A 22,659-nucleotide genomic window follows, 5' to 3' on the forward strand; every position below is an offset into this window, starting at 1 on the left:
AGGTAAAATATGCAATTAGTTAAAGCTGAAGTGGCCGCCATCAGCCCACTTACAGAATTTGTTCACAAAGTAACCCTCACGCCCGAGGAAGCCGTTACATTTGAAGCTGGACATTACTTACAACTGGTATTAGGTGAAAAAGACAAACGTGCCTTTTCTATTGCCAGCCGCCCTTCATTACGCAATGAGCTAGAATTACACATTGGTGCCTCGGGTGCAGACTCATACGCCATGCAAGCCTTAGAGCATTTGCAAAATGCACATCAAAGTAACACACCGGTGCTATTAGAAGTAGGTCTTGGTGTGTCACAACTGCGTGTAGATCACCAACGCCCGATCGTATTGTTAGCGGGCGGAACGGGATTTTCTTATGTTAAATCAATGGCCGACCACCTTGCTGAAGTGGGTTTTGACCAACCTGTTTTGCTGTATTGGGGCGTAAAAGATGAATCAGCCCTATATGCAAAACAAGAAATGGAAGCTTGGGCTGCAACACGCAAAAACTTCCAATTTATTCCTGTCGTTGAAAACCCTAGCGACAATTGGCAAGGACACACCGGTTTTGTACACAAAGCCGTGATGAAAGACATTGTGTCCTTGGAGCCATATAGCATCTATATGGCGGGGCGTTTTGACATGATTGGTATCGTACGTGACGATTTTATTAATCATGGCGCTGAGCGCGAGCATATGTATGCAGACGCCTTTGCGTTTATTAAATAATGACAGATGTACTTAAACAAAACGCGCCCTTGGGCGCGTTTTTTATTGTTCTGACAATACGGCTATTAGCCATTGGTTAATAGCGTTTTTTTATCGCTGTCGCTCAGGTAGGCAATCTCTAGCGCATTTCGCTGCGCTTGCTCAATGTCACTTTGACTGAGCCCAGCCTGTGGTGCCGCCACTCGATACTCATGTTCAAGCTCAATGCCTTGCACCGCGGGATCATCGGTGTTGATACAAGCCAAAATCCCATGATCTAAAAAGCGTTTCAATGGATGCGTTTCGAGACTGGCAACCGTGCTGGTTAGAATATTGCTCGTTAGGCAAGATTCGATACCGATACGGTTGTCACGTAAATAGTCCATCAAAGCCGGATCTTCGATAGCCTTTACGCCATGGCCAATACGTGTCGCGCCAAGCTCTTGAATCGCTTGCCAAATACTTTCAGCTCCGCGTGCTTCTCCAGCATGAATTGTTGCGCCTAGATACGCATCATGAACCTGCTTGAAGTGCTCGATAAAAAGGCTGCCGGGAAAGCCGATTTCATCCCCAGCTAAGTCCACTGCAACCAAGTCATTTTTAAACGCCAACAGAGCATCAAGTTCATACTGACATTTTTCGACGCCAAACGTTCTCGACATGATACCAATTAGATTCACTTTGATAGCTTGTCCTTTGGTTGCTGCTTTAACGCCATCAACGACCGCTTCAACTACCCCTTGAGGATGTAAGTTATGGCTCTGAGCCATGTAGTAAGGACTAAAACGCAACTCGGTATAGTCAATATTCTGAGCCTGAGCATCCGCCACATTTTCCATGGCAATACGACGACATGCATCATAGTCTCCCAGCACTTTTACACCCCAATCCAACTTGGCTAAAAACGCCATTAAGTCAGGCGCATTGTCTAGCACTTGCACATGCTCTCTCAGACCTTCTAAGTCTTGAGCGGGTAACGGCAAATTAAATTGCTGACCAAGTTCTAAAATCGTACTCGCCCGTACGTTTCCATCTAGGTGGCGGTGTAAATCAAGCAAAGGTAGGTTGTTATTGATCATAGGTCACTCGGCTGCAGATAAAATTTTGCGGATCATACGCGCCCTCACACAAAGATCAAGGACACATGTCCATTTTTAGCACTGCTCAATATTAATGCAAGTATAAAAAAGCCAGCACTTGGCTGGCGTTATCCTATTACCACTGATGGCGGGCGAGTTGATAAGCCCGCTGATACTGCCCTGTTTGTTCAAAACTGTACAAAGCAGGTTCAACCCAAGTGGGCTGCCAATCTTGCTCCGGCAAACTGGCAAATATTTTTGCAGCTAGTTCAAAATCACCTTCTGCATTGGCCATACAGGCTAAACAAAAGAGGAGCTCGCTGTTTTGCTCTTGCTTTTTCAAACTGCTTTGAATAGCTTGAGTAAGCTTGGTATCACTGCCCTTGGCATCCGCCAGTACCGATGCGAGCTGATGATACTGCCCTTTTTTAAGGAGTCTTGCCAATGCATCATGAATATTCGCTAACTGGCCCTGAGAGGCCATCGCTTGCAGGTAAGCCTGCTGAGCATGTGCCTGCACGGCCTTAGGTAACTGTGACAAGTAACTCGTCGCATCTTGCTGTGCGAGGCTAAAAAAGCGTTTAAAGAAGCCTTGCCAGTACGCTTGCGTTAAGTCTAGTTGCTTGTATTTACTGGATAACGTATCTACAACTTCTGTCAACTTCTGCTCTTGTAACAGCCCATCAAGATAGCTACTCACCGCAGCCGCACTGGGCTTTTTCTGCTGCATAGGCTGCGCTAACAGCGCAAGCGCTTGCTCCGTTTGGTTTGCCCTTAGCCATAGCTTAGGCACCTGAGCTTGCGCCTCATCTGACATAGCTTGCAAATGTTGTAGCGCACCGGTTTGGTCGCCTGCTTGCAAAGCGGCTTTGGCCTGCAAAGCATATTGTTGGTCCTGCCACTGGCTAGGCGCATTCGTCTTAGCAAACGCACTTTGCACAGCGTGGGCATCATCATTCAACATGCCCCATAATGCTTGGTTCAAGGCCTGTTGTGATCTCGCCCGTTTTTTATTACCAAAATGTCCTGTGGTTTTACGGCCAATTTGCCACAATAAACTCAACAATTTAAAAGTTATCCACGTCCCAATCAGCACCATAAAAAGCAGTATCACAAACGACACAATGGTGCCTTCAATCGTTGTCTCATTGAAGGCGATTAAGACATACCCTTTTTCACCAATGAGCAAATGACCTGCCGCCATGGCCAAAGCAACCACGGCTATCACCATCAGCGTTTTCATCATTGTAACCACTCCTTGAGCGCAGCACTGCTACTCAGCTCAACTTGTTTGTTGAACTGCAACGGCATGTGTTGTAGCTGTTTAATTCGCTCCTGCATCGCTTCAACCAACTCATGTTGATTGTCGTAGTATTTACTCAACGTCATGCTGGCTGATTCCAAAGCACTAAAAAAGATGCTGGCTTGTTTGTCCATCAGTGCACTTTGAGCTTGTGATAAATGGCTGCGCAGTTGCGCTCTAAGTAGCTGTTGCTGTTCACTATCGAGTAAGGGATCAATCACCGCTGTTTCACGGGTTCTGATTTTTATAAAATCGTCGACTAGGTTTCGCCAAGTCTTTTGCAAATTACTTTGGAAATCATTTAAATCGCCAGACAGTTCGGTATTTTGTGCTTGTTTCGGCTCTGGCAGTTGTATTGTTTTCAAAGCCAGCTCGTCAACATGCTGCAACATCGCATGTAGCGTCAGGTAAGTATTTTCAAGTGCAGGTTTTGGCTGCGCTTCTAGCATCGCAATATCTGTAGCAATGGCACTGAGCAACGTTGTGTTATCGGCCTCATTTTGAACCACTTCGTACAATCGCTTTAACACCGCACTTGCGCCCTGAAAGTCTTGGTCAGCATTTGCCTTAAACTCTGCCATGCGTTGCAAATACAAAGCTTCGCTGCTCAACGCACCACTTATCTGCTGTTTTGCTTGAGAAAGTGCGGCCTGTAGTTGCGCTTCGACCGTTTGTGATTGCACGGTGAGTTGCTGTTCAATGGCATCTCTTTGCCCCTGCATTGCAGTTTGTACAGATACCAATTGCGATTGCGTTTGTTTTAATTGTTCGTTTAGCTTGGCATTATCAGCACGCAATTGCGCCAACGCCGCATAAGTTTTATCGCTGATTTGCTGACCATGAATAATGAGCCCAGCAGTCGCTGCGCCCCCGGTGAGGGCCACCAATAAAGCCAACATCGCAAGTTTGCTAACTTTTTGTTTGAAAACCGGCTGCGATGGCTGTGTGACGCTCTCAGGTTTTGTTGCTTCAGGTTGCTTTTCTTGCTCGCTCATATGGCTACCTTGCTGATGTTGATTTGGCACTATGCATGTATAAATCGCCAGATCATCTGGCCCTTTTGCAACACTTATACGCGCTTTGCTAATGGCATAAGTATCATGTAAGTAATTTGCGCTACGCTGGCTTACCAAGAAAAAGTGGCAGCTTTTCAGCCAGTCGATATATTCACTTTGTTGGCAATTAAACACCGCGTCAATTGCCGCATTGCTGGTAATGACTATACCGTCAATTTGCTCACTTCGCCAGAGGTCTAACCAGATGCGAGGATCGTCCTGTTCAGGCACACGTTGATACACAGCACACATATTTAAAACGGCACCGCGCTGCTTAAAGGTCTGCGCCAGTAATGTTCTGCCCCCACGGCCCTTTACCAGTACCACCTGTTTACTATCCAAATGTTGTAACTGGGGCAGCGCAAGTAGCCCTTCCGAGTCTTGCTGAGCGGGCGAGATGGCACTTCGAGAGAAACAATCTTTCACCGTCTTTGCGGTTTGCTCTCCCACCGCGAACAACTGCGCATTAACCGGTAAAGCGTCCACCTGAGCGGCCAGTTGTTTAACCGCATCTTGAGAGATAAAGACAATCATGTCCGCATCATCCAAAGGTGCCAATTCTGCCGAGCTAAGCGTACAGGGCTCAATACGCAACACTGGGGTATGAATATTATAAATACTCTGAACTTCAAGAAGTTGCGATAGCTGTCGCCCCTTTCCTTCAGGACGAGTAATGGCAATGCGCATCATCAAGCGCCTTTATAAACCTCGGCGAGGATTTTATCCGCACCTAGTGCTAATAATTGCTCGGCCAATTCAGTTCCTAACTGCTCAGCATGATCGCGATGACCAGAAACTTCAGCACGTAAAATTTCTTTGCCATCAAGTGATCCCACCAGGCCCCGCAATGAAACCTGCTCACCACTGACTTCGGCATATGCACCGATCGGCACCTGACAACCGCCTTCCAAACGACGGTTCATGGCACGCTCCGCAAGCACTCGAATGCGTGTTTGCTCATGTTCCAATGGCGCCAATAAGCGCTTTGTTAAGGTATCATCACTACGACACTCAATCCCAACCGCTCCTTGACCGTTCGCAGGTAAAGACTGTTCAGGTTCAATATAACTGGCAATGCGATCTGACATCTCTAAACGCAACAAACCAGCGGCTGCCAAGATAATGGCGTCGTAGTCACCATTATCTAACTTGGCTAAACGGGTATTCACATTACCGCGTAGGTCACGGATATCCAGATCGGGGCGTAATGCTCTGATCTGACACTGACGACGTAAACTTGAAGTACCAACCACCGCCCCTTGGGGTAACTCGCTTAATTGCTTATAGCGGTTTGAAACAAACGCATCACGAGGGTCTTCACGTTCGCAAATAGTGTACAGCTCCAAGCCCTCAGGAAATTCAACCGGTACATCTTTCATCGAATGCACGGCAATGTCAGCACGCCCCTCTAACATTGCTTGTTCTAGCTCTTTTACAAACAATCCTTTACCACCAATTTTTGCCAAAGGTGTATCAAGAATAATATCCCCCTGCGTGGACATGGGCACCAACTCTACGTTGAGTTCTGGGTGAAAATGCATCAGCTGTGCTTTAACAAATTCCGCTTGCCACAGCGCTAATGCACTTTTTCTCGTTGCAATTCGTAGGGTATGTTGTTGTGTCATAGTCAACCTTTGATGGACCTTTAATCGGCCTCAGATAAAATTCGAAAAGATTTTTGTGCAAGTAGCTGACCTTGCTCGGTCACAACTTCCACGCGCCAAGGCCCTGTCTGGCTTGGCATGATATTTTTACTTGAATAAGTGCGAAAACGGATAGCACTAATTTGCAATGGGATCTCGGCCATCAACTGGTCTTGGTGAAACCACAAATGCTGTACAGTTTGCCCTTGCATATTGTTTATTTCAGTAAAGAAAAATAGCTTCTCAGTGAAATCAGTGTGCTCAAGGTGCTCTTTGAGTACGTCAATGGGCTCTCTATCAGCAATGCCAGTTGTAAGTACCGCACGACTGACCAAGTTACTATCGATTTGCGCGCCCAACGCGACATTGGTAATGTTGGCGTCGGCTGCAAAAGCATTAACCGGCTCGCTTTCACTGTCAGTTTGTAGCTCCTGAGCCACCTTAGACTCAGCTTGGCTGCTCTCATCCTCAGCGCTTAAGTCCGGTTCATCGGACGCCTCTTCAAGCTCCGGTAAGCTAGCGGACGATGATGAACTAAGTGTGGGCGTAACAACAGGCTCCTGCTGCGGTACTTGAGCAATATCAATTGACTCACTATTAGGTGTTACTACTGACTCTTCCTCGAGCGAAGGCTGTAATTGCGTATCCATGGGTGCCATTTCAATGGCATTAACCGAATTGCTCAACCCATATACAACCGCCACTGCAAACAACAACACAGCACTTGATGCGGCAAATATGCGTCGCCAGTGCCACTGATAACTGACCTCGGGGCTGGCTTGTGGTACTTTGCTAACCGCGGTTTTTATAACGATCCTTTGTGTCATTGTTGCAGCTCCTAAATTAAGACAGTGTTGCGATCAACCATTGACGGATCGCAATGAGTTCTTCGTAACACACTTGATGGGCCATCGGATATTCTTGCCAGCTTACCTGATAACCTTGTTTGTGCAAGGCACTATAAGCTTGTTGTCCAGCCGACACCGCAACAACGGGATCTTGACTGCCATGGGCCATGAAAATATTTAAGTCGCTCTGTTTTGCTTCATCAGCAAGTTTATGCGCAGCACACATATAGGTAGACAGCGCCATCACACCCCCTAGCTGATACGCAAGTCTTGGTGCCAAGTGTAACGCAATCACCCCTCCTTGAGAAAAACCCGCCAAAATGATGCGTTCAGGAGCGATACCCTTATCTAACTCACTTTGTATTAAGGCTTCAACGGCTGTGGCCGACTCTCTAACACCCGCTTCATCGGCTCGATTATCAAGATCCAGTGACTTAATATCGTACCAAGAACGCATCACCATGCCACCATTGATGGTGACTGCTTGCTGCGGCGCATGAGGAAAAATAAATCTAACACCCAATTCATCTGGCAACTCTAGCTCTGATGCAATCGGTAAAAATCCCTCACCTGAGTCACCCAAGCCGTGTAGCCAAATGATACTCGCTTTGTGCTCGCCTTTGGCTGCATATTCTACAAACGGCAACATCAGTTATGCTGCCACTTAATTTCAGAACCGGCCTGACGCGTCGCTGCATCACACATAAACTGCCAGAATTCTGCGCCTGAACGATTGTCTATCCACTTATCACCATGTAATTCAAAGTGATGACCGTTAAACTTGGTTGCAACCCACACTTGATGCAAAGGTGCCTGCTTGTTGATCACAATTTTGCTCTTATCAGCAAAAATGATTTCTAAGATACCTGCGGCGGATTCATAGTCTAAATCAGCGTCACAGTCATCAATCTGTTCTTCTATGGTAAGCATTAAGGCATCAGCCAACTCATGGTACTCGGAATCAGTCATATGATATCCCTCATTTGTACAAAGTTTTAGCTATTCAAGCAGTAAAATACTCGTTTCAATAGCTGCTTTTTTTACGAATTCTGTTACTCTGCGATTATAAAGGCACTGACATCATTAATCTAATGAAAGCGACACTCTCTCAATCTGGCTTATTATTTTTGGTATTCTTCACTACGCTTATGTTAGTAGGCTGTGGACAAAGTGGGCCATTATATTTACCCAAGCAGCAACCTAACAGCACTAACCAAACACCTAAAGCATCAGAGGCTGATACACAGCAAAAAAAAGATGCTCTCAATAAACAGCAGGAAGGTTAGATGGACTTTTTTCACTATAAAGAGCAGCAGTTGTTTGCCGAGGATGTATCCATAACGGATATTGCAAACCAATATGGCACGCCATGCTATGTGTACTCTCGTAAAACATTAGAAAGACACTACCACGCTTTTACCGACGCAGCAGCAGGCCATCCACATTTGGTTTGTTATGCCGTCAAAGCCAACTCTAATATTGCCGTGCTCAATGTCCTTGCGCGTTTGGGTGCTGGCTTTGATATTGTATCTAAGGGCGAGCTGGCTCGTGTTTTGGAGGCCCATGGCGACCCAAGTAAGGTGGTGTTCTCTGGGGTGGCTAAAACCGCAGATGAAATCGCCTTTGCGCTGTCTCATAACATCAAATGCTTTAACGTGGAGTCCAGTGCCGAGCTTAAACGTATCAGCCACGTAGCCAGTGAAATGAACACTACTGCGCGTATTTCTATCCGTGTAAATCCAGATATTGATGCTAAAACACACCCCTATATATCCACTGGGTTAAAAGAGAATAAATTTGGCATCGATATCAAACAAGCCTTTGATGTGTATCAGTTAGCCTTCGCTCTACCCGGCATCGAAGTGGTTGGGGTCGATTTTCATATTGGTTCACAGCTAACAGAAGTAGAGCCTTTCTTAGCGGCGCTTGATAAGGTCTTGGCATTAGTTGAAAAGCTCAAAACGGCAGGCATAGAATTACAGCATCTGGATATTGGTGGTGGCTTAGGTGTGCCTTATGACAGTGAAAAGCCACCTCATCCAAGCGCTTATGCTGCTGAGGTAAAAGCAAAGCTGAGCGCCTATCCGACCCTTGAATTAGTTTTTGAACCGGGTCGTGCCATTGCTGCCAATGCGGGAGTTTTAGTCACTAAAGTTGAATATTTAAAATGCTCTCAAGACAAACACTTTGCCATTGTCGATGCTGGTATGAATGACATGCTACGCCCGTCATTGTACCAAGCTTGGCAAAATATTATTGCTGTCAGTCCTCGCGATGATGGCACGCCAACACATAACTATGATGTCGTTGGGCCGGTGTGTGAAACTGGTGACTTTCTTGGTAAAAACCGACTACTGGCGATTCAAGAAGGTGATTTGCTAGCGCAACGCAGCGCTGGCGCTTATGGTTTTACTATGAGCTCAAACTATAATTCACGCCCACGGGTCGCTGAGCTGATGGTCGATGGTGATAAGTGCTACCTTGTTCGTCAAAGAGAATCTCTGTCTTCGCTTTGGCAGGGCGAGCATTTGTTACCTTAATTTATTAATGACAGCGGTGCCCCTAGCATGGCAAAGTTAACTCATCAGGAGTTGTATTAAGACATTATGTTTGTAAATTTTTCAAAAATGCATGGCTTGGGCAATGATTTTATGGTGGTCGATAACATCACCCAGAATGTATTTTTGTCCCGCGATCAAATTAAAAAACTCGCAGATAGAAACTTTGGTGTGGGCTTTGACCAACTTCTCATGGTTGAAGCGCCCTATTCGCCAGAGCTGGATTTTCATTATCGTATTTTTAATGCTGATGGCACCGAAGTAGAACAATGTGGTAACGGCGCTCGCTGCTTTGCTCGCTTTGTGCGCATGAAAGGGTTAACCAACCGTCATAAAGTCTCTGTCTCGACCAAATCAGGGAACATTACACTTTATTCAGAAAAAGATGGTCAGGTCACCGTCAATATGGGGCATCCACAGTTTGCACCAGCCAGCATTCCTTTCAAAGCCAGCAAGTCTGAGCTGACATATATTATGCGCGCACAGGAACATACGGTGTTTTGTGGTGTGGTCTCGATGGGTAATCCGCATTGTGTGCTGGAAGTTGAGGACATTGATAGCGCAGAAGTCGAGACATTGGGGCCACTTTTGGAAACCCACGAACGATTTCCAGAACGCGCTAACATTGGCTTTATGCAAATCCTTAATTCTGAGCACATCAAACTTAGGGTTTGGGAGCGTGGCGCACAAGAGACTTTGGCGTGCGGAAGTGGCGCATGTGCAGCCGTCGTAATTGGCATCATGCAAAAGAAACTGGCTAATACGGTTAGAGTTGACTTGCCCGGTGGCAGCTTGCAGGTACGCTGGCAAGGCGAGGGACACAGCGTAAAAATGACCGGTCCAGCCGAGCATGTTTTTGATGGACAGATCTCGTTGTAACAATACTGAGGTATATCATGAGTACAAAAACTAATCTTGATGAGCAATCAGTCTGTGATTACTTAAGCCGTCACCCTGATTTTTTACTCAATCATCCCTACGTACTGTTAGAAATGGATTTACACGGTAAAAGCCAAGGTTTGCCAAATCTAGCATTGCAACAGCAGCGCTTACTTAGAGAACAAAATCAACAACTAAAACAGCAGTTGGCCAGTATGTCTCACAGTGCCTTGGAAAACGAGCAGATCTTCAAATTACTCAGCGAGTGCCAAAGGCAATTATGGCACTGTAATAGCTTTGCCCAGCTCGCTGAGGCGCTTGCCGACACCCTGAGCCGCCCAGCGAATATCATGAGCTGTCAGTTGCTACCCTATAACACAGAACTTAGCCAGTTGGTAAACACTCGCTTACTCAACAATGGCGTTTATCTGGGTCGCTTGTCAAAGCAGGAACAACAGCAGTTGTGGCCAGATAATGATCACGTTCGCTCTGTCGCACTTTACTTGATTGGCGGTAGCGATAAACCAGAAGCCATTTTGGCGTTTGCCAGTGACCATGCGGAACACTTCTCGCCAACCAATGACACGCTATTTATGCAAGAGTTCGTCACCACCTTGCAAGTACGCTTAAGCGCGCTGGCTTAAGTTATCTATGGCCGCTCAGCAAGTTCTCGATACACAATGGCTGCAACCCATTGATGATTTCATGGCCTACTTACGCTTCGAGAAAAGCTATTCTGCGCATACCTTGAGCCAATATCAAACACAGCTGCTTCAGGCCGCAGAGTATTTTTCACAGCATGCCAATGATTGGCTTAATGTCAGTAGTGAGCAAATTCGCCGCTTTAGTATGCACCTGCGCAGCAAGCAATATAACCCTCGTAGTATTAACTTAAAGCTCAGTTGTATCCGCAGTCTCTATAAGTTTTTAAAAGCGAAGCATACGACGCACAGCACCTTTAGCAATCCTGGCGAAGGCATTAAAGGCCCCAAGTTTGACAAACCACTGCCTAAAAATCTCGATGTAGATCAAATGGCACAGCTGCTATCTATCCACGATGATGATGCTCTGGCCATCAGAGACAAAGCCATGATGGAACTGATGTACTCAAGCGGTCTTCGCATCAGTGAGCTGGTGAATGTCAATCTCGGCGATATTCGCGACGGCGAAATTCGTGTGCTAGGTAAAGGCAACAAGGAACGCGTCATCCCCGTCGGTGGTAAAGCACTGGCTGCTTTAGAAAGTTGGCTTGCTCTGCGGGCGCAATTTGCCAATGAGGGAGAAGTCGCGGTGTTTTTAAGTAAGCGAAAACAACGTATTTCTATTCGTCATGTACGAGAGCGCATGAAAGAATGGGGTCTTAAACAAGGTATTAGTACCCCCATTCACCCTCACAAGTTGCGACACTCGTTTGCCAGTCATATGCTGGAGTCCAGTGGCGACCTGAGAGCGATTCAAGAAATGTTGGGCCATACCAGCTTGTCGGCCACTCAGGTGTATACCCATGTGGACTTTCAGCATCTCGCTAAGGTATATGATAAAGCACATCCAAGGGCTAAAAAGCGCCATTCAAATGATGATGAACATTAATAATCAAAAAGGCATGTAAATATGAGGTTTAACAAGGCGATAGGTGACATTAAGGTCTTAAGCTTTGATTTAGACGACACCCTTTATGACAATCACCCCATTATTCGTTTGGCTTTACAGGCGCAACATGACTATTTGCAACAGCACACTCGCTGGCCGCAACAAGACACACAATTTTGGACCAAGTGCCGCAATAAAGCCGTTCAAGAATCACCTGAGCTCGCCCATGATGTGACCGCTTGGCGACAACAAGCGCTATATTTGGCAATGCAGGCCTGTGGATATGAATTAGAACAAGCCCGTTTTCATGCTCAACAAGCCTATCAAGCATTTGCGCAGGCTCGCAGTCAAATAACGGTTTGCACATCCGTACTGGAATTGCTCGCCGATTTACAGCAGCATTACACACTTATTGCCATCACCAATGGTAATGTCGACGTTGATCAATTCAACCTAGCAGGGGTATTTTCATTGGTGTTACAAGCAGGTAAACACGGCCGCCCGAAGCCCTTTAGCGATCTGTTCGATACCGCAGCACAACAATTAAAAGTACACCATAACAATATTCTACATATTGGCGACAGCCTAGATACCGATGTTCGGGGCGCGAATGAGGCACACTGTCACAGTGTATGGCTGAACAATCAAGACTCGCGCTATCACTATCAAGGGCTACCAGACATAGAAATAAATAATATCAACCAGTTACAGCTTTTGTGCCGCTAGCCTGACTGATCACTCAGCTCAGCTGAGATGGTTGCATTGTGTAATGGTTTAACGTACTAATAATGGTTCACACGAGAAATATAATAACGGAAGTGAACTATGTCAGCACAGGATACGGGCTTTTTTGGTCATCCAAAGGGCCTCTCAACACTCTTTTTCACCGAAATGTGGGAGCGCATGAGTTACTACGGAATGCGCGCACTACTGGTTTTATTTATGACCGCCAGCCTGCAACAGGAAGGGCTCGGGTTTACCGTGGCTTCCGCTGCGGCCATCTATGGTTTATACACCGGTGCCGTCTATTTCCTAGGATTACCCGGGGGCTGGGTTGCCGATAGGTTGTTAGGAGGGCAAAAAACCGTTTGGTATGGCGGCATCATCATTATGTGTGGTCATATTATTTTGGCTATTCCTTCTCAGCACTCTTTCTTTATCGGTCTGATTTTTGTTGCCTTTGGTACTGGCTTGCTCAAGCCCAACATCAGCGCCATGGTCGGGCAGCTCTATGATTCAGAAGATGAACGTCGTGACAGCGGCTATGCCATCTACTATATGGGGATTAACATCGGCTCGGTGATTGGTTACTACGTCTGTGGTTATTTTATGGAAAACGCGGGTTGGCACTATGCCTTCGGTGCGGCAGCGGTGGGCATGGCCGTCGGTCTTATTCAATATCGTAAAACCCTAGGCAATATCCAAGGTGTTGGTGAGGCTCCGACCAATCCATTCACGCCAGAGCAAGCGAAAAAAGTCTGGATGGGAATTACCTTGTTACTCTTGGGCGTTGCCGCCATCACTGCGCTCACCTATGCCGGTATCATTGTCATTAACCCTGTGATCTTAGCGCAATATGTGGCGGTTGCCTTTACGGTTATCTTCTTTGCTTACTACGCGTTGATTTATTTTAAGGGTAATTTGTCTGAAGACGAAAAGAAGAAAATGTGGGCGCTGTTTTTTGTCTGTGTCGCCTCAGCCTGTTTTTGGTCTGGCTTTGAACAAGCGGGCTCATCACTGAACCTATTCGCCCGTGACTACACCGATCGTATGGTCGGCTCTTTTAGCATTCCAACAGCTTGGTTCCAATCTGCAAATGCCATCTTTATCATTATTTTATCTCCGTTTTTTGCCGCGTTATGGATAAATCTCGCCAAGCGCATGATCACCCCATCTTACAACCTAAAGTGCGCTGTTGGTTTAGTGATCATGGCCAGTGGCTTTTTGGTGATGTTTATGGCTTCACAATACGCAGCACAAGGTCTTAAAGTGGCACCTTATTGGTTGATCACCACCTACTTCCTACACACAGTGGGTGAGCTTTGTTTAAGCCCGGTGGCGTTGAGTGCGGTTAGTCGACTATCACCACAACGCTTTGCGGGGCAAATGATGGGCGTGTTTGTACTCACTTACTCAATCGGCAATATTATTTCGGGCTTATTGGCAGGTAACTTCGACCCGAATAAGGTAGAAGAAATGCCTAACCTGTATTTACAGATCAGCTTATTCAGTATTGGCGTGGGTATTATTATTGCGCTGCTGAGTCTGAAATCAAAACACTGGGAACATGAGCAACAACTCAGCCAATCATAATTTGTTTTTTCAATGAATTAATCTTGTTAAGCTAGCGGCTCACTGTCGGATAAGTAGGATGAGCCGCTATGCAAAAGATTATGATCACCGGTGCAACAGGGTTGTTGGGTCGCACACTGTACAACACCCTCAAAAATGAATTTGCCGTTATCGGCACTGGCTTTAGTCGCGCCAAAAAACCTATCTTGCCACTGGATTTATCCGATCATCAAGCTGTGACTGCCTTTTTAGAGTGCCATAAGCCGACTGTTTTAGTGCACGCTGCTGCCGAGCGAAAGCCCGATGTTTGTGAAAATTCGCCAGAGCAAACCATCGCCTTAAACGTTGCAGCCAGTGCTTTTTTGGCCACCGAATGTGCCAAACGACATATCCGCTTATTATTCGTCAGCACCGACTACGTGTTTGATGGTCACGACGCACCTTATTTAGAATCTGCCGTAACCAACCCTGTCAATTTGTACGGCAAAACCAAGCAACAAGCAGAGCAAGCTGTGTTAGCAGCCTCTCCTTTACACAGTGTTATTCGCATCCCTGTGCTCTATGGTGATGTAGCCACCCTGAGCGAGTCAGCCGTGACCGTGATTGCGACGCAACTCAAGGCCGATGCACAAACCAGCCATGATAACTGGGCGATTCGCTATCCTACCCACGTTGAGGATATTGCGTTTACATTACGAGATCTCATCAAACAACCCAGCGAACTGGGAGGTATTTTTCATATTTCCGATGTTCAGGCGATGACAAAATACCAAATGGCACAAGTAATGGCACAGATCTTAGGTTACCCCTGTGAGTTACTACTGCCATTAGGTGAGCCAACTCAAAGCGCAGCTCCCCATACAATTGTGCCTTGGCCGACTCGCGACTAAAACAGTTGGGGATTGCCTATGGCAGAGATTTTAAGGCGGCGGTTGGGGAAGTGCTTAGCACTCACAACCGGTAATGAATTGAGGCCAACCTTCGTAAACAAGTGTTGGCCTAGTCATACCCAACTTAACGAGGAACAAACTGTTCGCTGCAAAGCTTTATGAGCCAGTTAGGTAGTGGGTATTTCTTATAAACAACATTTAAAAAGTTGTCCCAAGCCACTTTTTTGAGCTGTTCGATCTCATGCTGTGGCACGATGTCCTGATAAAGATGAGCGAAATCTCTTAAATATTGTACATCTCGGCGGCGATTGTTTTTTGCATACCCTTTGCCCGCATAATGGATAAAATCAGCATTAAGGTAGCCCTCTCGACCAAACATATCCATGCGATTAAAATGATTGGGCAAGGCTTGATGCTGCAAACTATGCTTGAAAATATGATAATTAAACAACGTTTGTTCGTAGAAACGAATATCATTACAAACAGACTGTAGCCCTGCCAAGTCAGCATATTGAAACAATCGACAGGGTTTAGATGCTAAGATCACACCCACATTGTAATAAATGCTCGCGCCATTTTGTGTGGGCCAATTAATTTCCCCTAAGCAATTTTCTATCAGCTTTCGCTCTTCCATACGATCACAAACAGCCCCCTCATCAAGCATATAGATGGTTTCCAAATCATCATATTTCTGAAAAATATCTTCCGCATTAGGTGATACGAGAATATCTGCATCTAAATATAAAACCCTATCATACTCTTTGAGCAATTCACCTATTCTGAGCTTTTCGGCCCATGCTGGATTGGCACCATATTTAGGCTCGCTAATTTTAATTGGGTAGTGCAACTGATCTGAAATAATTAAATCAGCCCCAACCTTTGCTGCATAGTGTTGAAAACTTAAGATCGCAGCCTGGTACATAGGATTATCACCAATGGCGAGGGTAAAAATGGCTTTTTTCATAACTCAACGAGCTCCTTTATTCGTTACGACATTTTACCCCAATAAGGTCAAAAACCACGATATAAAGTTTCAACTCACACACTTACGTAAAAGCCATACCGTAAATATGGTATTGTGGACGATATTTTGTATTCATTTCGACTCATATGACTCAACCTATGCGCCTTGCCAAATACCTCGGTCATGCTGGCATTTGTTCCCGCCGTCAGGCATCTCGCCTTATCGATGAAGGTAAAGTGTCTGTTAATGGTCAGCCCGCCAATCATATCGATCATGTGACAACAGCCGATCACATCTTGGTGGAAGGAAAAAAGGTCACAGGCCCGGCGCCAAAGGTACTCTATGCCTACCACAAGCCGGTTGGTATTGACTGTAAACTTAAAGCCGATGCTCCAGATAGCTTGATACATCACTTGCCCAGTGGTGAGCGCGTTTACCCAATTGGTAGACTAGACAAAGACTCTCGCGGTTTGTTGTTACTCACCAACGACGGCGAGCTTTGCCAGCGACTTATTCACCCCGATCACCATGTAGAAAAAGAGTATTGGGTCGAAGTGGACCGTCCATTGGATAGTACCTTTTGCCAAACAATGGCATCGGGTATCCCCATTGATGGGCAGTTGACATTACCTTGTCAGGTCAGCCTACTGACCCCTACTCGCTTTAAAATTGTGCTCAAACAGGGGTTAAATCGACAAATTCGCAAAATGGCTAAGTTTTGTGGCTACCGTGTCATTGACCTATATCGAGTACGCATCGCAGGGTTTGAGCTTGATTCAAAAGCGATAGGTGAGGATCAATATCATGCCATCAGCCAAAGCGAACTCAAATTAGATTAAAAATTGACTTGACGTTTTTGATTACAGATGTAATCTTAATTTATCGATTACATTTGTAGGCAATAACATGATTGAACTTTCTAAAGCTGAATTTGCAGTAATGGAAGCCCTATGGCAGGGTTATCCGGCCAAAGCCAGCGATATCGTAAAGCGCTTGAGTGATGACACCCAGTGGCATGAAAAAACCATTAAAACACTGGTCAGCCGCTTAGTTAAAAAGCAGGCCGTGAGCTTTGAAAAAGACGGCCGAGAATACATCTACACCCCCACCATAGGTCGCGAAGCATATACCCTCAAAGAAAGCCAAAACTTTATCGCCCGCTTGTTTCGTGGCCGTGTCGCCCCTTTGGTCAGCGGCTTTGCTAAAACACAGCAGCTTTCACAGCAAGACATTGATGAACTCAAGCAGATCATTGAACAGTGGGAACAAAAGCAAGGAAAGTAACATGCTAACGTCACTTTTTGACTGGGTACTTAACATCAACAATCAACTGATTATCAGTAGTATGGTTTTAGCACTGATGGCATTGCAAAGATATACGACGCCTTGGCTAGGCAGTCGGCTGATTTATGCGCTTTGGTGGGTTTTGCCACTGGGTTTGGTAGCGATTGCTCTGCCCAGTGAGTTAAAGCCCATTACCAGTGAAGCCATCAGCTACTTTCGCGTTACCGCACAACCATATTACTTTGTACCACAATGGCAATTCAGTATCGCAGGCATCTATTGGGGTATTGTAATCACGCTCTTGCTGTGGGTGATTTACCAACACCATCAATTTGTTAATGCGCTTAATATCAAAGCGTCACCTCAACATATTGTTAAACAGCCTGTGTATACCAGCGCGCAGATAGCCACGCCCATGGTGGTCGGTTTATGGCACCCCAAAATTGTTTTTCCACATGATTACGCGCAGCAGTTTGACCCCGATACACTCCCCTTGCTGATAGAGCATGAATTAACGCACATTCGCCGCGCTGACAACCTAGCCAACTTGGCCCTGCTACTGCTTTGCATTAGTTGCTGGTTTAATCCTGTGCTTTGGCTGGGCTATCACAATTTTCGTAAAACTCAGGAACTGGCATGTGACGAAACCGTATTACAACAAAAAACCACACATCAACAGCTAATGTATGCAAAAGCTTTGCTTCGTTGCGCAGAAAACTCTCGCACGGGGGCTTTGGTATACGCTTACTATGGAGATAAGCAAACTATGGTACAACGACTTAAACAACTACAGAATATCACCACCCCTTCAATGGCCGTCAAAGCACTGGCTCTGGTAATAGCGTGCAGCTCCCTCAGCGCCATGGCACTGGCAAAGTCCACTGACCCAGCAGTACACAATAAAGGCTCGGAAGTACGCCCAATTATGCGCATAGAGCCCGCTTACCCAAGTGAGGCGGCAAACGCGGGTCAAACTGGTTATGTTACTTTGCAATTTACCATTGATGGGCGCGGACACACCAATAATATCGAGGTCATAGACGCACAGCCGCAGGGAGTATTCGAGCAAAGCGCGATTAATGCACTACGGCAGTGGCAATACACCCCAGCATCAAATACCTCTGAGCTGTATACGGTTCAGTTAGACTACGCAATGAATGAGGACGCGACCGCATACAAGCAGAAAGTGAAACACGAGCGCATCAAAGTCGCGCATTAAACAAAAACAGCCAGTACTTCTGGTACTGGCTGTTTCTCACTATAAACTCACCGCTATCATTGCAATGGCACATCCTAAACCCACCGCCCAGATCAGCGAACGTAAAACATGTAGATTTAAGTAGTAGAACAGGCAGTAAAGCACCCGCGCAACAATATGTGCCACCGCCAGATACTGCACGATTGTGCCTAGTGTGTTGGTGCCCAATACCACAGCCACTGCCAGCGTAAATACCGCCAAGGATTCAAAACTATTTTGATGAGCCGCCAAAGCCCGAGCACCGAACCCTGTTAGCTGAGCCTGCTGTGCTCTAGGATGTTGGTTATCATAGCCACCGAGTTTATTCATCGCGATAGCAAGGGGCACTTTGGCCAGATAAGGAAGCAGCGCTGCAATGAGCGCACAGATTAAAATTGTCGTCATACCATGTCCTTGTGTAGTTATTGTACATTAACTTTTAACATAGCACGTTGAAAATGAAAAAGCCGCCTGTTAAATCTGGATGGCCTAATCACGTAACGTCATTTGCTGTACACGATGCTTGCTAATGCTTGGCACTGTCGTAGGCTACGCTTTTTAGATGAAAAAAATGCACTCGAAAGCCCCGACCTTCATAGTTACACTAGAGAAAAATAATTTGGAATAGCAATGAGTTGGATCGCTTTTACTGTGTTGGCTGCATTTTCGCAAGCATGGCGTAATGCGCTACAGAGCCATTTAAGTCAAAATGTCAGCGTTGTCGGTGTTACTTTCGCTAGGTTCTTAATCGCCAGCCCCCTTGCATTCGTGTACTTACTGAGTTTATATCAGTGGCAAAGCGTCGCTATTCTCACCCCAAACAGCAAGCTTATCATGTTCGTGCTTGCCGCCAGCATCATGCAGATTATCGCCACTGGCCTAATGGTACTGCTGTTTAAACAAAACAATTATGCAGTAGGAGCTGGACTTGCCAAAAGTGAAGCGCTCATGGCCGCGATACTTGGCATGTGGCTATTTGGCTCAACTCTCTCCCTGATTGGCTGGCTTGGCGTTGCCATTGGCGCGGTGGCAGTGTTGATGTTAAGCGGCTTCAGTTTGAGGCTATTTAGACCCCAGACCGCTCTGCTTGGGGTGGCCTGTGGCAGTGCTTTTGCACTGACTTCTCTGTGGGTAAGGGAGGCGAGTCTGGCAACGGGTTTGCCGTTTTTACACAGTGCGGCTTGGGTGCTATTACTGGTATTGTGCACACAAACTCTGTTACTCGGCCTGTATATTAGCTACAAAGAAGCGCAAACTTGGCGAAAACTATGGCATAAACGGATACTCACTTGCGGTATCAGTGTTACCAGCTTTATCGGCTCGGTTGGCTGGTTCAGCGCGATGAGTCTACAACATGTGGCCTATGTTAAAACGCTGGGCCAAATCGAAGTGTTCTTCACTTTGCTTATCGCTGTGTTCTGGTTAAAACAGCCAACCAAAACCAGCGATAAGCTGGGCCTTGTGCTCATTGGCATCGCAGCTGTATTGGTCATGTTAAGTTAAATCGCTACTTAGGCGGCTTCAACACCACCTGATACAAGTCAGTACGACGGTCTTTGAGGTTCCTGACCGTCCCCTCGCTGTGCAACAGCTTGAGTTTATCCAAGTCTAGATCACTGAATAGCAACATTTCTGTATTCGGCGTGGCCTCATTTAAAGCCGCATCATGAGGAAAAGCAAAATCTGAGGGGGTTAACACTGCCGACTGTCCATACTGTACATCAAGTGAATCGACCTGTGGCAGGTTACCAACACTGCCCGCGATTACCACATAACACTCATTTTCAACGGCGCGAGCTTGCGCGCAATGGCGCACCCGTAAATAGCTATTTTTGGTGTCTGTCCAATAGGGTACGAATAGTATGTCTAAACCACGTTCTGCCATCAAACGACTCAGTTCTGGAAATTCAACATCGTAGCAAATTTGGATCCCCACCTTGCCCGCATCAGTTTCAAAGACACCTATTTCATCCCCTCCCTCAATGACCCAATCATAAGCTTCATGGGGGGTGATATGTATTTTCCGTTGTTCATCGATTTTACCACTACGATGACATAGGTAACTGACATTATATATTTTTTCGCCGTCCAGTAAGGGCATGGAGCCCGTCACTATGTTCGCGTTATATTCAATCGCCATGGTTGACATAGCATCTCGAAACAACTCGGTATACTCCGCCAAATAACGGATAGCTTCGGTTTGATTGCGATGTTCCTGTAGCCCCATTAAGGGCGCATTAAAAAACTCAGGAAATAGAATGAAGTCACTTTGATATTCCGACACCGTATCGACAAAGTATTCCACTTGACGCATCAACTCCTCTACCGAACTGACAGAACGCATTTGCCACTGCACGGCGCCTACCCGAACAATGGTTTTTTTGGTGTCGATCACCGTATCCATTGGCTGGAATAAAATATTGTTCCACTCCAACAAAGTGGCATAGCCACCCGAATCTTCGTCTTCTGGTAAGTACTGCTTGAGTAACCGTTTTACCTGAAAGTCATTGGCCAATTGAAAGCTCAATATGGGGTCATAGAGCTCCTTATGATCGACCTTATCAATGTATTCCATAGGCGTCATATCCTTACGGTGATTGGCATAACGCGGAATTCGCCCCCCCGCGAGAATCGCTCTGAGGTTATACTGACGACACAACTCTTTACGGGCATCATACAAACGCCTCCCCAACCTCATCCCTCGATGGCTTTTGGCTATCACTACATCCAGCCCGTACAGCGCATCGCCGTTACTATCACTGAATACACGGTTATGGGCATCAACAATTTCATCGTAGGTATGGGGGTTTGAAAAGCGTTGATAATCCACTTGTACACTCAAAGCCAGCCCCACCAAGCGACCCTCATCTAGAATGCCTATTTGCCCCTCGGGGAATTGGTCAATTAATCTAAAAATAGTATGACTGGGCCACGCGCCGCCCAGATCGGGGTACGCTTCGTCCATAAGTGTTTTTATCTGTGGGTAATCTTCTTTATCAACATTGCACAAAGTAATACGTGCTTTTTCTAACGACATACTCCCTCCTGAATGACACACTTTACTGTGACGATTCGTCTTTTCGATTTTCCAAACCTAAAATTATAGACCTTTGAAAAGTTTATAATATCACCCGAGTTTTGCGAGCCTCACTCCGTATACGCAACTAGCATCTCATGTTTGATGAGCAAAAAACAGTCAGAACCATCTATACTTACTGCTGGATTTTCATTTGATTATCAAGCCTTGCTGATTATTAATCTGTAAAGGTATACACAGAGGTGACGTGCTTGGATCATCCACATAAGAAACCCAATGAAGTAGAACAGCTAAAAAGTAAGTTACTGATGCAAGTTGCATGGTATTGCTTGTTTTTACACGCGATACTGATCTTGATTTTTTTATTCGTCGGGGTGGAGCTATTAGCCGTCTTCAACATTTTCAGTGTGGCAACATGGTGGTTTGGGATCAAGTTACTACAAAGAGACTATCTCTCACTGGCACTGCGTATTTTCAGCTTAGAAGTCACTGCTCATTCCATTGTGGTATGTGTGTTGATAGGCACTGAATATGGCTTTCAATTTTATCTGTGGGCAGCCTCATGTTTATTACTGCTTGACGTTCAACTTAAACTTAAACAAGCCGTTATCTGGTGTACCACTATCATCGTACTATTCGCATACACCTATGTTGGTTTCGCAACTCCTCCTTATTTAATCGCTTATCATGAATACGCACCTTATATTCATTTTCTGAACGTTGTGGTGTGCGGTATTCCAATGATCTACACCATAGGCCTGATCCGAGAAATAACCATTAACCAACGTAAAGAGCTTGAAACTCTTGCGGCGCACGACTCTCTCACACATTTATTCAACCGCCGCTATGCCTTAGGCCTCATTCAGCGAGCGCAAAAAAGCTGTGTCACTCAACAAACGCCCATATGTGTTGTTATGGCGGACATCGATCACTTTAAACGTGTAAACGACCGATATGGTCACGAACAAGGCGATGAAGTAATCTTTCGTGTATCAAAACAGCTCAAACAACACTTAAACAGTGCTGACATTGGCGTGCGTTGGGGTGGAGAAGAATTTTTGTTAGTGCTTCCCAATTGCTCATTAGCCGAGGCACAAAAACGCATTGAAAATATTAGACAATCGGTTGAAGCCATGTCATTTCAAGCGGATGATCTGCATGTAACCATGAGCTTTGGTATTGCACTTTGGCAATCAGCACAAAGCTTTGAAAGCACCTTAAAACTGGCAGATGTCGCTTTATTTAGAAGCAAGCACAAGGGGCGAAATACTCTGACTGTCGCCCCTGAAAGTGCATAG

Annotated in this window: 24 protein-coding genes; 14 read left to right on the forward strand and 10 right to left on the reverse strand. The window is 45.9% G+C overall.

What is annotated here, in order from left to right; translation table 11 throughout:
- Positions 1–9 precede the first annotated feature (9 nt).
- Positions 10–723 (forward strand): NAD(P)H-flavin reductase, encoded by a 714-nt coding sequence (gene fre / locus C2M32_RS00065; protein ID WP_105166525.1) that lies wholly within the window; start codon positions 10–12, stop codon positions 721–723.
- Between the two features lie 65 nt (positions 724–788).
- Here the strand turns inward: fre and add are convergent, their stop codons facing one another.
- From add to cyaY, 7 genes are all read right to left on the reverse strand, one after another.
- The gene (gene add / locus C2M32_RS00070) at positions 789–1,781 is read right to left on the reverse strand and encodes an adenosine deaminase (protein WP_105166526.1); all 993 of its coding nucleotides are present in this window, start codon (positions 1,779–1,781) and stop codon (positions 789–791) included.
- A 136-nt stretch (positions 1,782–1,917) separates the two neighbouring features.
- Positions 1,918–3,027, reverse strand: a complete 1,110-nt coding sequence (locus tag C2M32_RS00075; RefSeq protein WP_105166527.1) for a heme biosynthesis HemY N-terminal domain-containing protein — start codon at positions 3,025–3,027, stop codon at positions 1,918–1,920.
- The gene (locus tag C2M32_RS00080) at positions 3,024–4,829 is read right to left on the reverse strand and encodes a uroporphyrinogen-III C-methyltransferase (RefSeq protein WP_105166528.1); all 1,806 of its coding nucleotides are present in this window, start codon (positions 4,827–4,829) and stop codon (positions 3,024–3,026) included. Before C2M32_RS00080 ends, C2M32_RS00075 begins: the two co-directional genes overlap by 4 nt.
- Positions 4,829–5,764: a hydroxymethylbilane synthase gene (gene hemC, locus C2M32_RS00085; RefSeq protein ID WP_105166529.1), complete on the reverse strand. Its 936-nt coding sequence runs from the start codon at positions 5,762–5,764 to the stop codon at positions 4,829–4,831. Before hemC ends, C2M32_RS00080 begins: the two co-directional genes overlap by 1 nt.
- 20 nt (positions 5,765–5,784) lie before the next feature.
- Positions 5,785–6,609 carry a DUF2914 domain-containing protein gene (locus C2M32_RS00090; protein WP_105166530.1) on the reverse strand — a complete coding sequence of 275 codons (825 nt, stop codon included), beginning with the start codon at positions 6,607–6,609 and terminating at the stop codon, positions 5,785–5,787.
- Between the two features lie 16 nt (positions 6,610–6,625).
- Complete coding sequence (locus C2M32_RS00095) at positions 6,626–7,279, reverse strand: alpha/beta hydrolase (protein WP_105166531.1); 654 nt, start codon at positions 7,277–7,279, stop codon at positions 6,626–6,628.
- On the reverse strand, positions 7,279–7,599 hold the full coding sequence (gene cyaY, locus C2M32_RS00100; RefSeq protein WP_070989456.1) for an iron donor protein CyaY: 321 nt from the start codon (positions 7,597–7,599) through the stop codon (positions 7,279–7,281). The genes C2M32_RS00095 and cyaY overlap by 1 nt, the downstream gene beginning before the upstream one ends.
- Before the next feature lie 122 nt (positions 7,600–7,721).
- Between cyaY and lptM the strand changes: the two genes are divergently transcribed.
- The 8 genes from lptM (at position 7,722) to C2M32_RS00140 (ending at position 14,839) form a co-directional block, all read left to right on the forward strand.
- Positions 7,722–7,916 (forward strand): LPS translocon maturation chaperone LptM, encoded by a 195-nt coding sequence (gene lptM / locus C2M32_RS00105; RefSeq protein WP_105166532.1) that lies wholly within the window; start codon positions 7,722–7,724, stop codon positions 7,914–7,916.
- Complete coding sequence (lysA, locus tag C2M32_RS00110; protein ID WP_105166533.1) at positions 7,917–9,170, forward strand: diaminopimelate decarboxylase; 1,254 nt, start codon at positions 7,917–7,919, stop codon at positions 9,168–9,170. It begins immediately after the preceding gene.
- 66 nt (positions 9,171–9,236) lie between these two features.
- A complete protein-coding gene (gene dapF, locus C2M32_RS00115) occupies positions 9,237–10,067 on the forward strand; it encodes a diaminopimelate epimerase (RefSeq protein ID WP_105166534.1) in 831 nt (276 codons plus the stop codon).
- Between the two features lie 17 nt (positions 10,068–10,084).
- Entirely contained in the window at positions 10,085–10,711 is a 627-nt protein-coding gene (locus C2M32_RS00120) for a DUF484 family protein (RefSeq protein WP_105166535.1), read from the forward strand.
- Between the two features lie 7 nt (positions 10,712–10,718).
- Positions 10,719–11,657 carry a tyrosine recombinase XerC gene (gene xerC, locus C2M32_RS00125; RefSeq protein ID WP_105166536.1) on the forward strand — a complete coding sequence of 313 codons (939 nt, stop codon included), beginning with the start codon at positions 10,719–10,721 and terminating at the stop codon, positions 11,655–11,657.
- Between the two features lie 21 nt (positions 11,658–11,678).
- On the forward strand, positions 11,679–12,383 hold the full coding sequence (locus tag C2M32_RS00130; RefSeq protein ID WP_105166537.1) for an HAD-IA family hydrolase: 705 nt from the start codon (positions 11,679–11,681) through the stop codon (positions 12,381–12,383).
- A 99-nt stretch (positions 12,384–12,482) separates the two neighbouring features.
- Positions 12,483–13,970 carry a peptide MFS transporter gene (locus C2M32_RS00135; RefSeq protein WP_105166538.1) on the forward strand — a complete coding sequence of 496 codons (1,488 nt, stop codon included), beginning with the start codon at positions 12,483–12,485 and terminating at the stop codon, positions 13,968–13,970.
- 68 nt (positions 13,971–14,038) lie between these two features.
- Positions 14,039–14,839 carry a dTDP-4-dehydrorhamnose reductase family protein gene (locus C2M32_RS00140; protein WP_234401182.1) on the forward strand — a complete coding sequence of 267 codons (801 nt, stop codon included), beginning with the start codon at positions 14,039–14,041 and terminating at the stop codon, positions 14,837–14,839.
- A gap of 124 nt (positions 14,840–14,963) precedes the next feature.
- Here C2M32_RS00140 and C2M32_RS00145 read toward each other — a convergent pair whose 3' ends face one another.
- Positions 14,964–15,803: a glycosyltransferase gene (locus tag C2M32_RS00145; protein ID WP_105166539.1), complete on the reverse strand. Its 840-nt coding sequence runs from the start codon at positions 15,801–15,803 to the stop codon at positions 14,964–14,966.
- A 146-nt stretch (positions 15,804–15,949) separates the two neighbouring features.
- Here C2M32_RS00145 and C2M32_RS00150 point away from each other — a divergent pair, with 146 nt between their 5' ends.
- The 3 genes from C2M32_RS00150 (at position 15,950) to C2M32_RS00160 (ending at position 18,306) form a co-directional block, all read left to right on the forward strand.
- Positions 15,950–16,642 (forward strand): pseudouridine synthase, encoded by a 693-nt coding sequence (locus C2M32_RS00150; RefSeq protein WP_105166540.1) that lies wholly within the window; start codon positions 15,950–15,952, stop codon positions 16,640–16,642.
- A 67-nt stretch (positions 16,643–16,709) separates the two neighbouring features.
- Positions 16,710–17,087: a BlaI/MecI/CopY family transcriptional regulator gene (locus tag C2M32_RS00155; protein WP_105166541.1), complete on the forward strand. Its 378-nt coding sequence runs from the start codon at positions 16,710–16,712 to the stop codon at positions 17,085–17,087.
- Position 17,088: 1 nt separating this feature from the next.
- Positions 17,089–18,306, forward strand: a complete 1,218-nt coding sequence (locus C2M32_RS00160) for a M56 family metallopeptidase (RefSeq protein WP_158678066.1) — start codon at positions 17,089–17,091, stop codon at positions 18,304–18,306.
- A gap of 39 nt (positions 18,307–18,345) precedes the next feature.
- Here C2M32_RS00160 and C2M32_RS00165 read toward each other — a convergent pair whose 3' ends face one another.
- Complete coding sequence (locus C2M32_RS00165) at positions 18,346–18,729, reverse strand: MAPEG family protein (protein WP_105166543.1); 384 nt, start codon at positions 18,727–18,729, stop codon at positions 18,346–18,348.
- A 225-nt stretch (positions 18,730–18,954) separates the two neighbouring features.
- Here C2M32_RS00165 and C2M32_RS00170 point away from each other — a divergent pair, with 225 nt between their 5' ends.
- On the forward strand, positions 18,955–19,827 hold the full coding sequence (locus C2M32_RS00170) for a DMT family transporter (protein WP_105166544.1): 873 nt from the start codon (positions 18,955–18,957) through the stop codon (positions 19,825–19,827).
- Between the two features lie 4 nt (positions 19,828–19,831).
- On the opposite strand, the gene C2M32_RS00175 is transcribed toward C2M32_RS00170, so the two are convergent.
- Complete coding sequence (locus tag C2M32_RS00175) at positions 19,832–21,361, reverse strand: carbon-nitrogen hydrolase family protein (RefSeq protein WP_105166545.1); 1,530 nt, start codon at positions 21,359–21,361, stop codon at positions 19,832–19,834.
- A 242-nt stretch (positions 21,362–21,603) separates the two neighbouring features.
- Here C2M32_RS00175 and C2M32_RS00180 point away from each other — a divergent pair, with 242 nt between their 5' ends.
- A complete protein-coding gene (locus C2M32_RS00180) occupies positions 21,604–22,659 on the forward strand; it encodes a GGDEF domain-containing protein (protein WP_442792686.1) in 1,056 nt (351 codons plus the stop codon).

Source organism: Pseudoalteromonas sp. T1lg23B, from assembly GCF_002964665.1.
Taxonomy (GTDB): domain Bacteria; phylum Pseudomonadota; class Gammaproteobacteria; order Enterobacterales; family Alteromonadaceae; genus Pseudoalteromonas.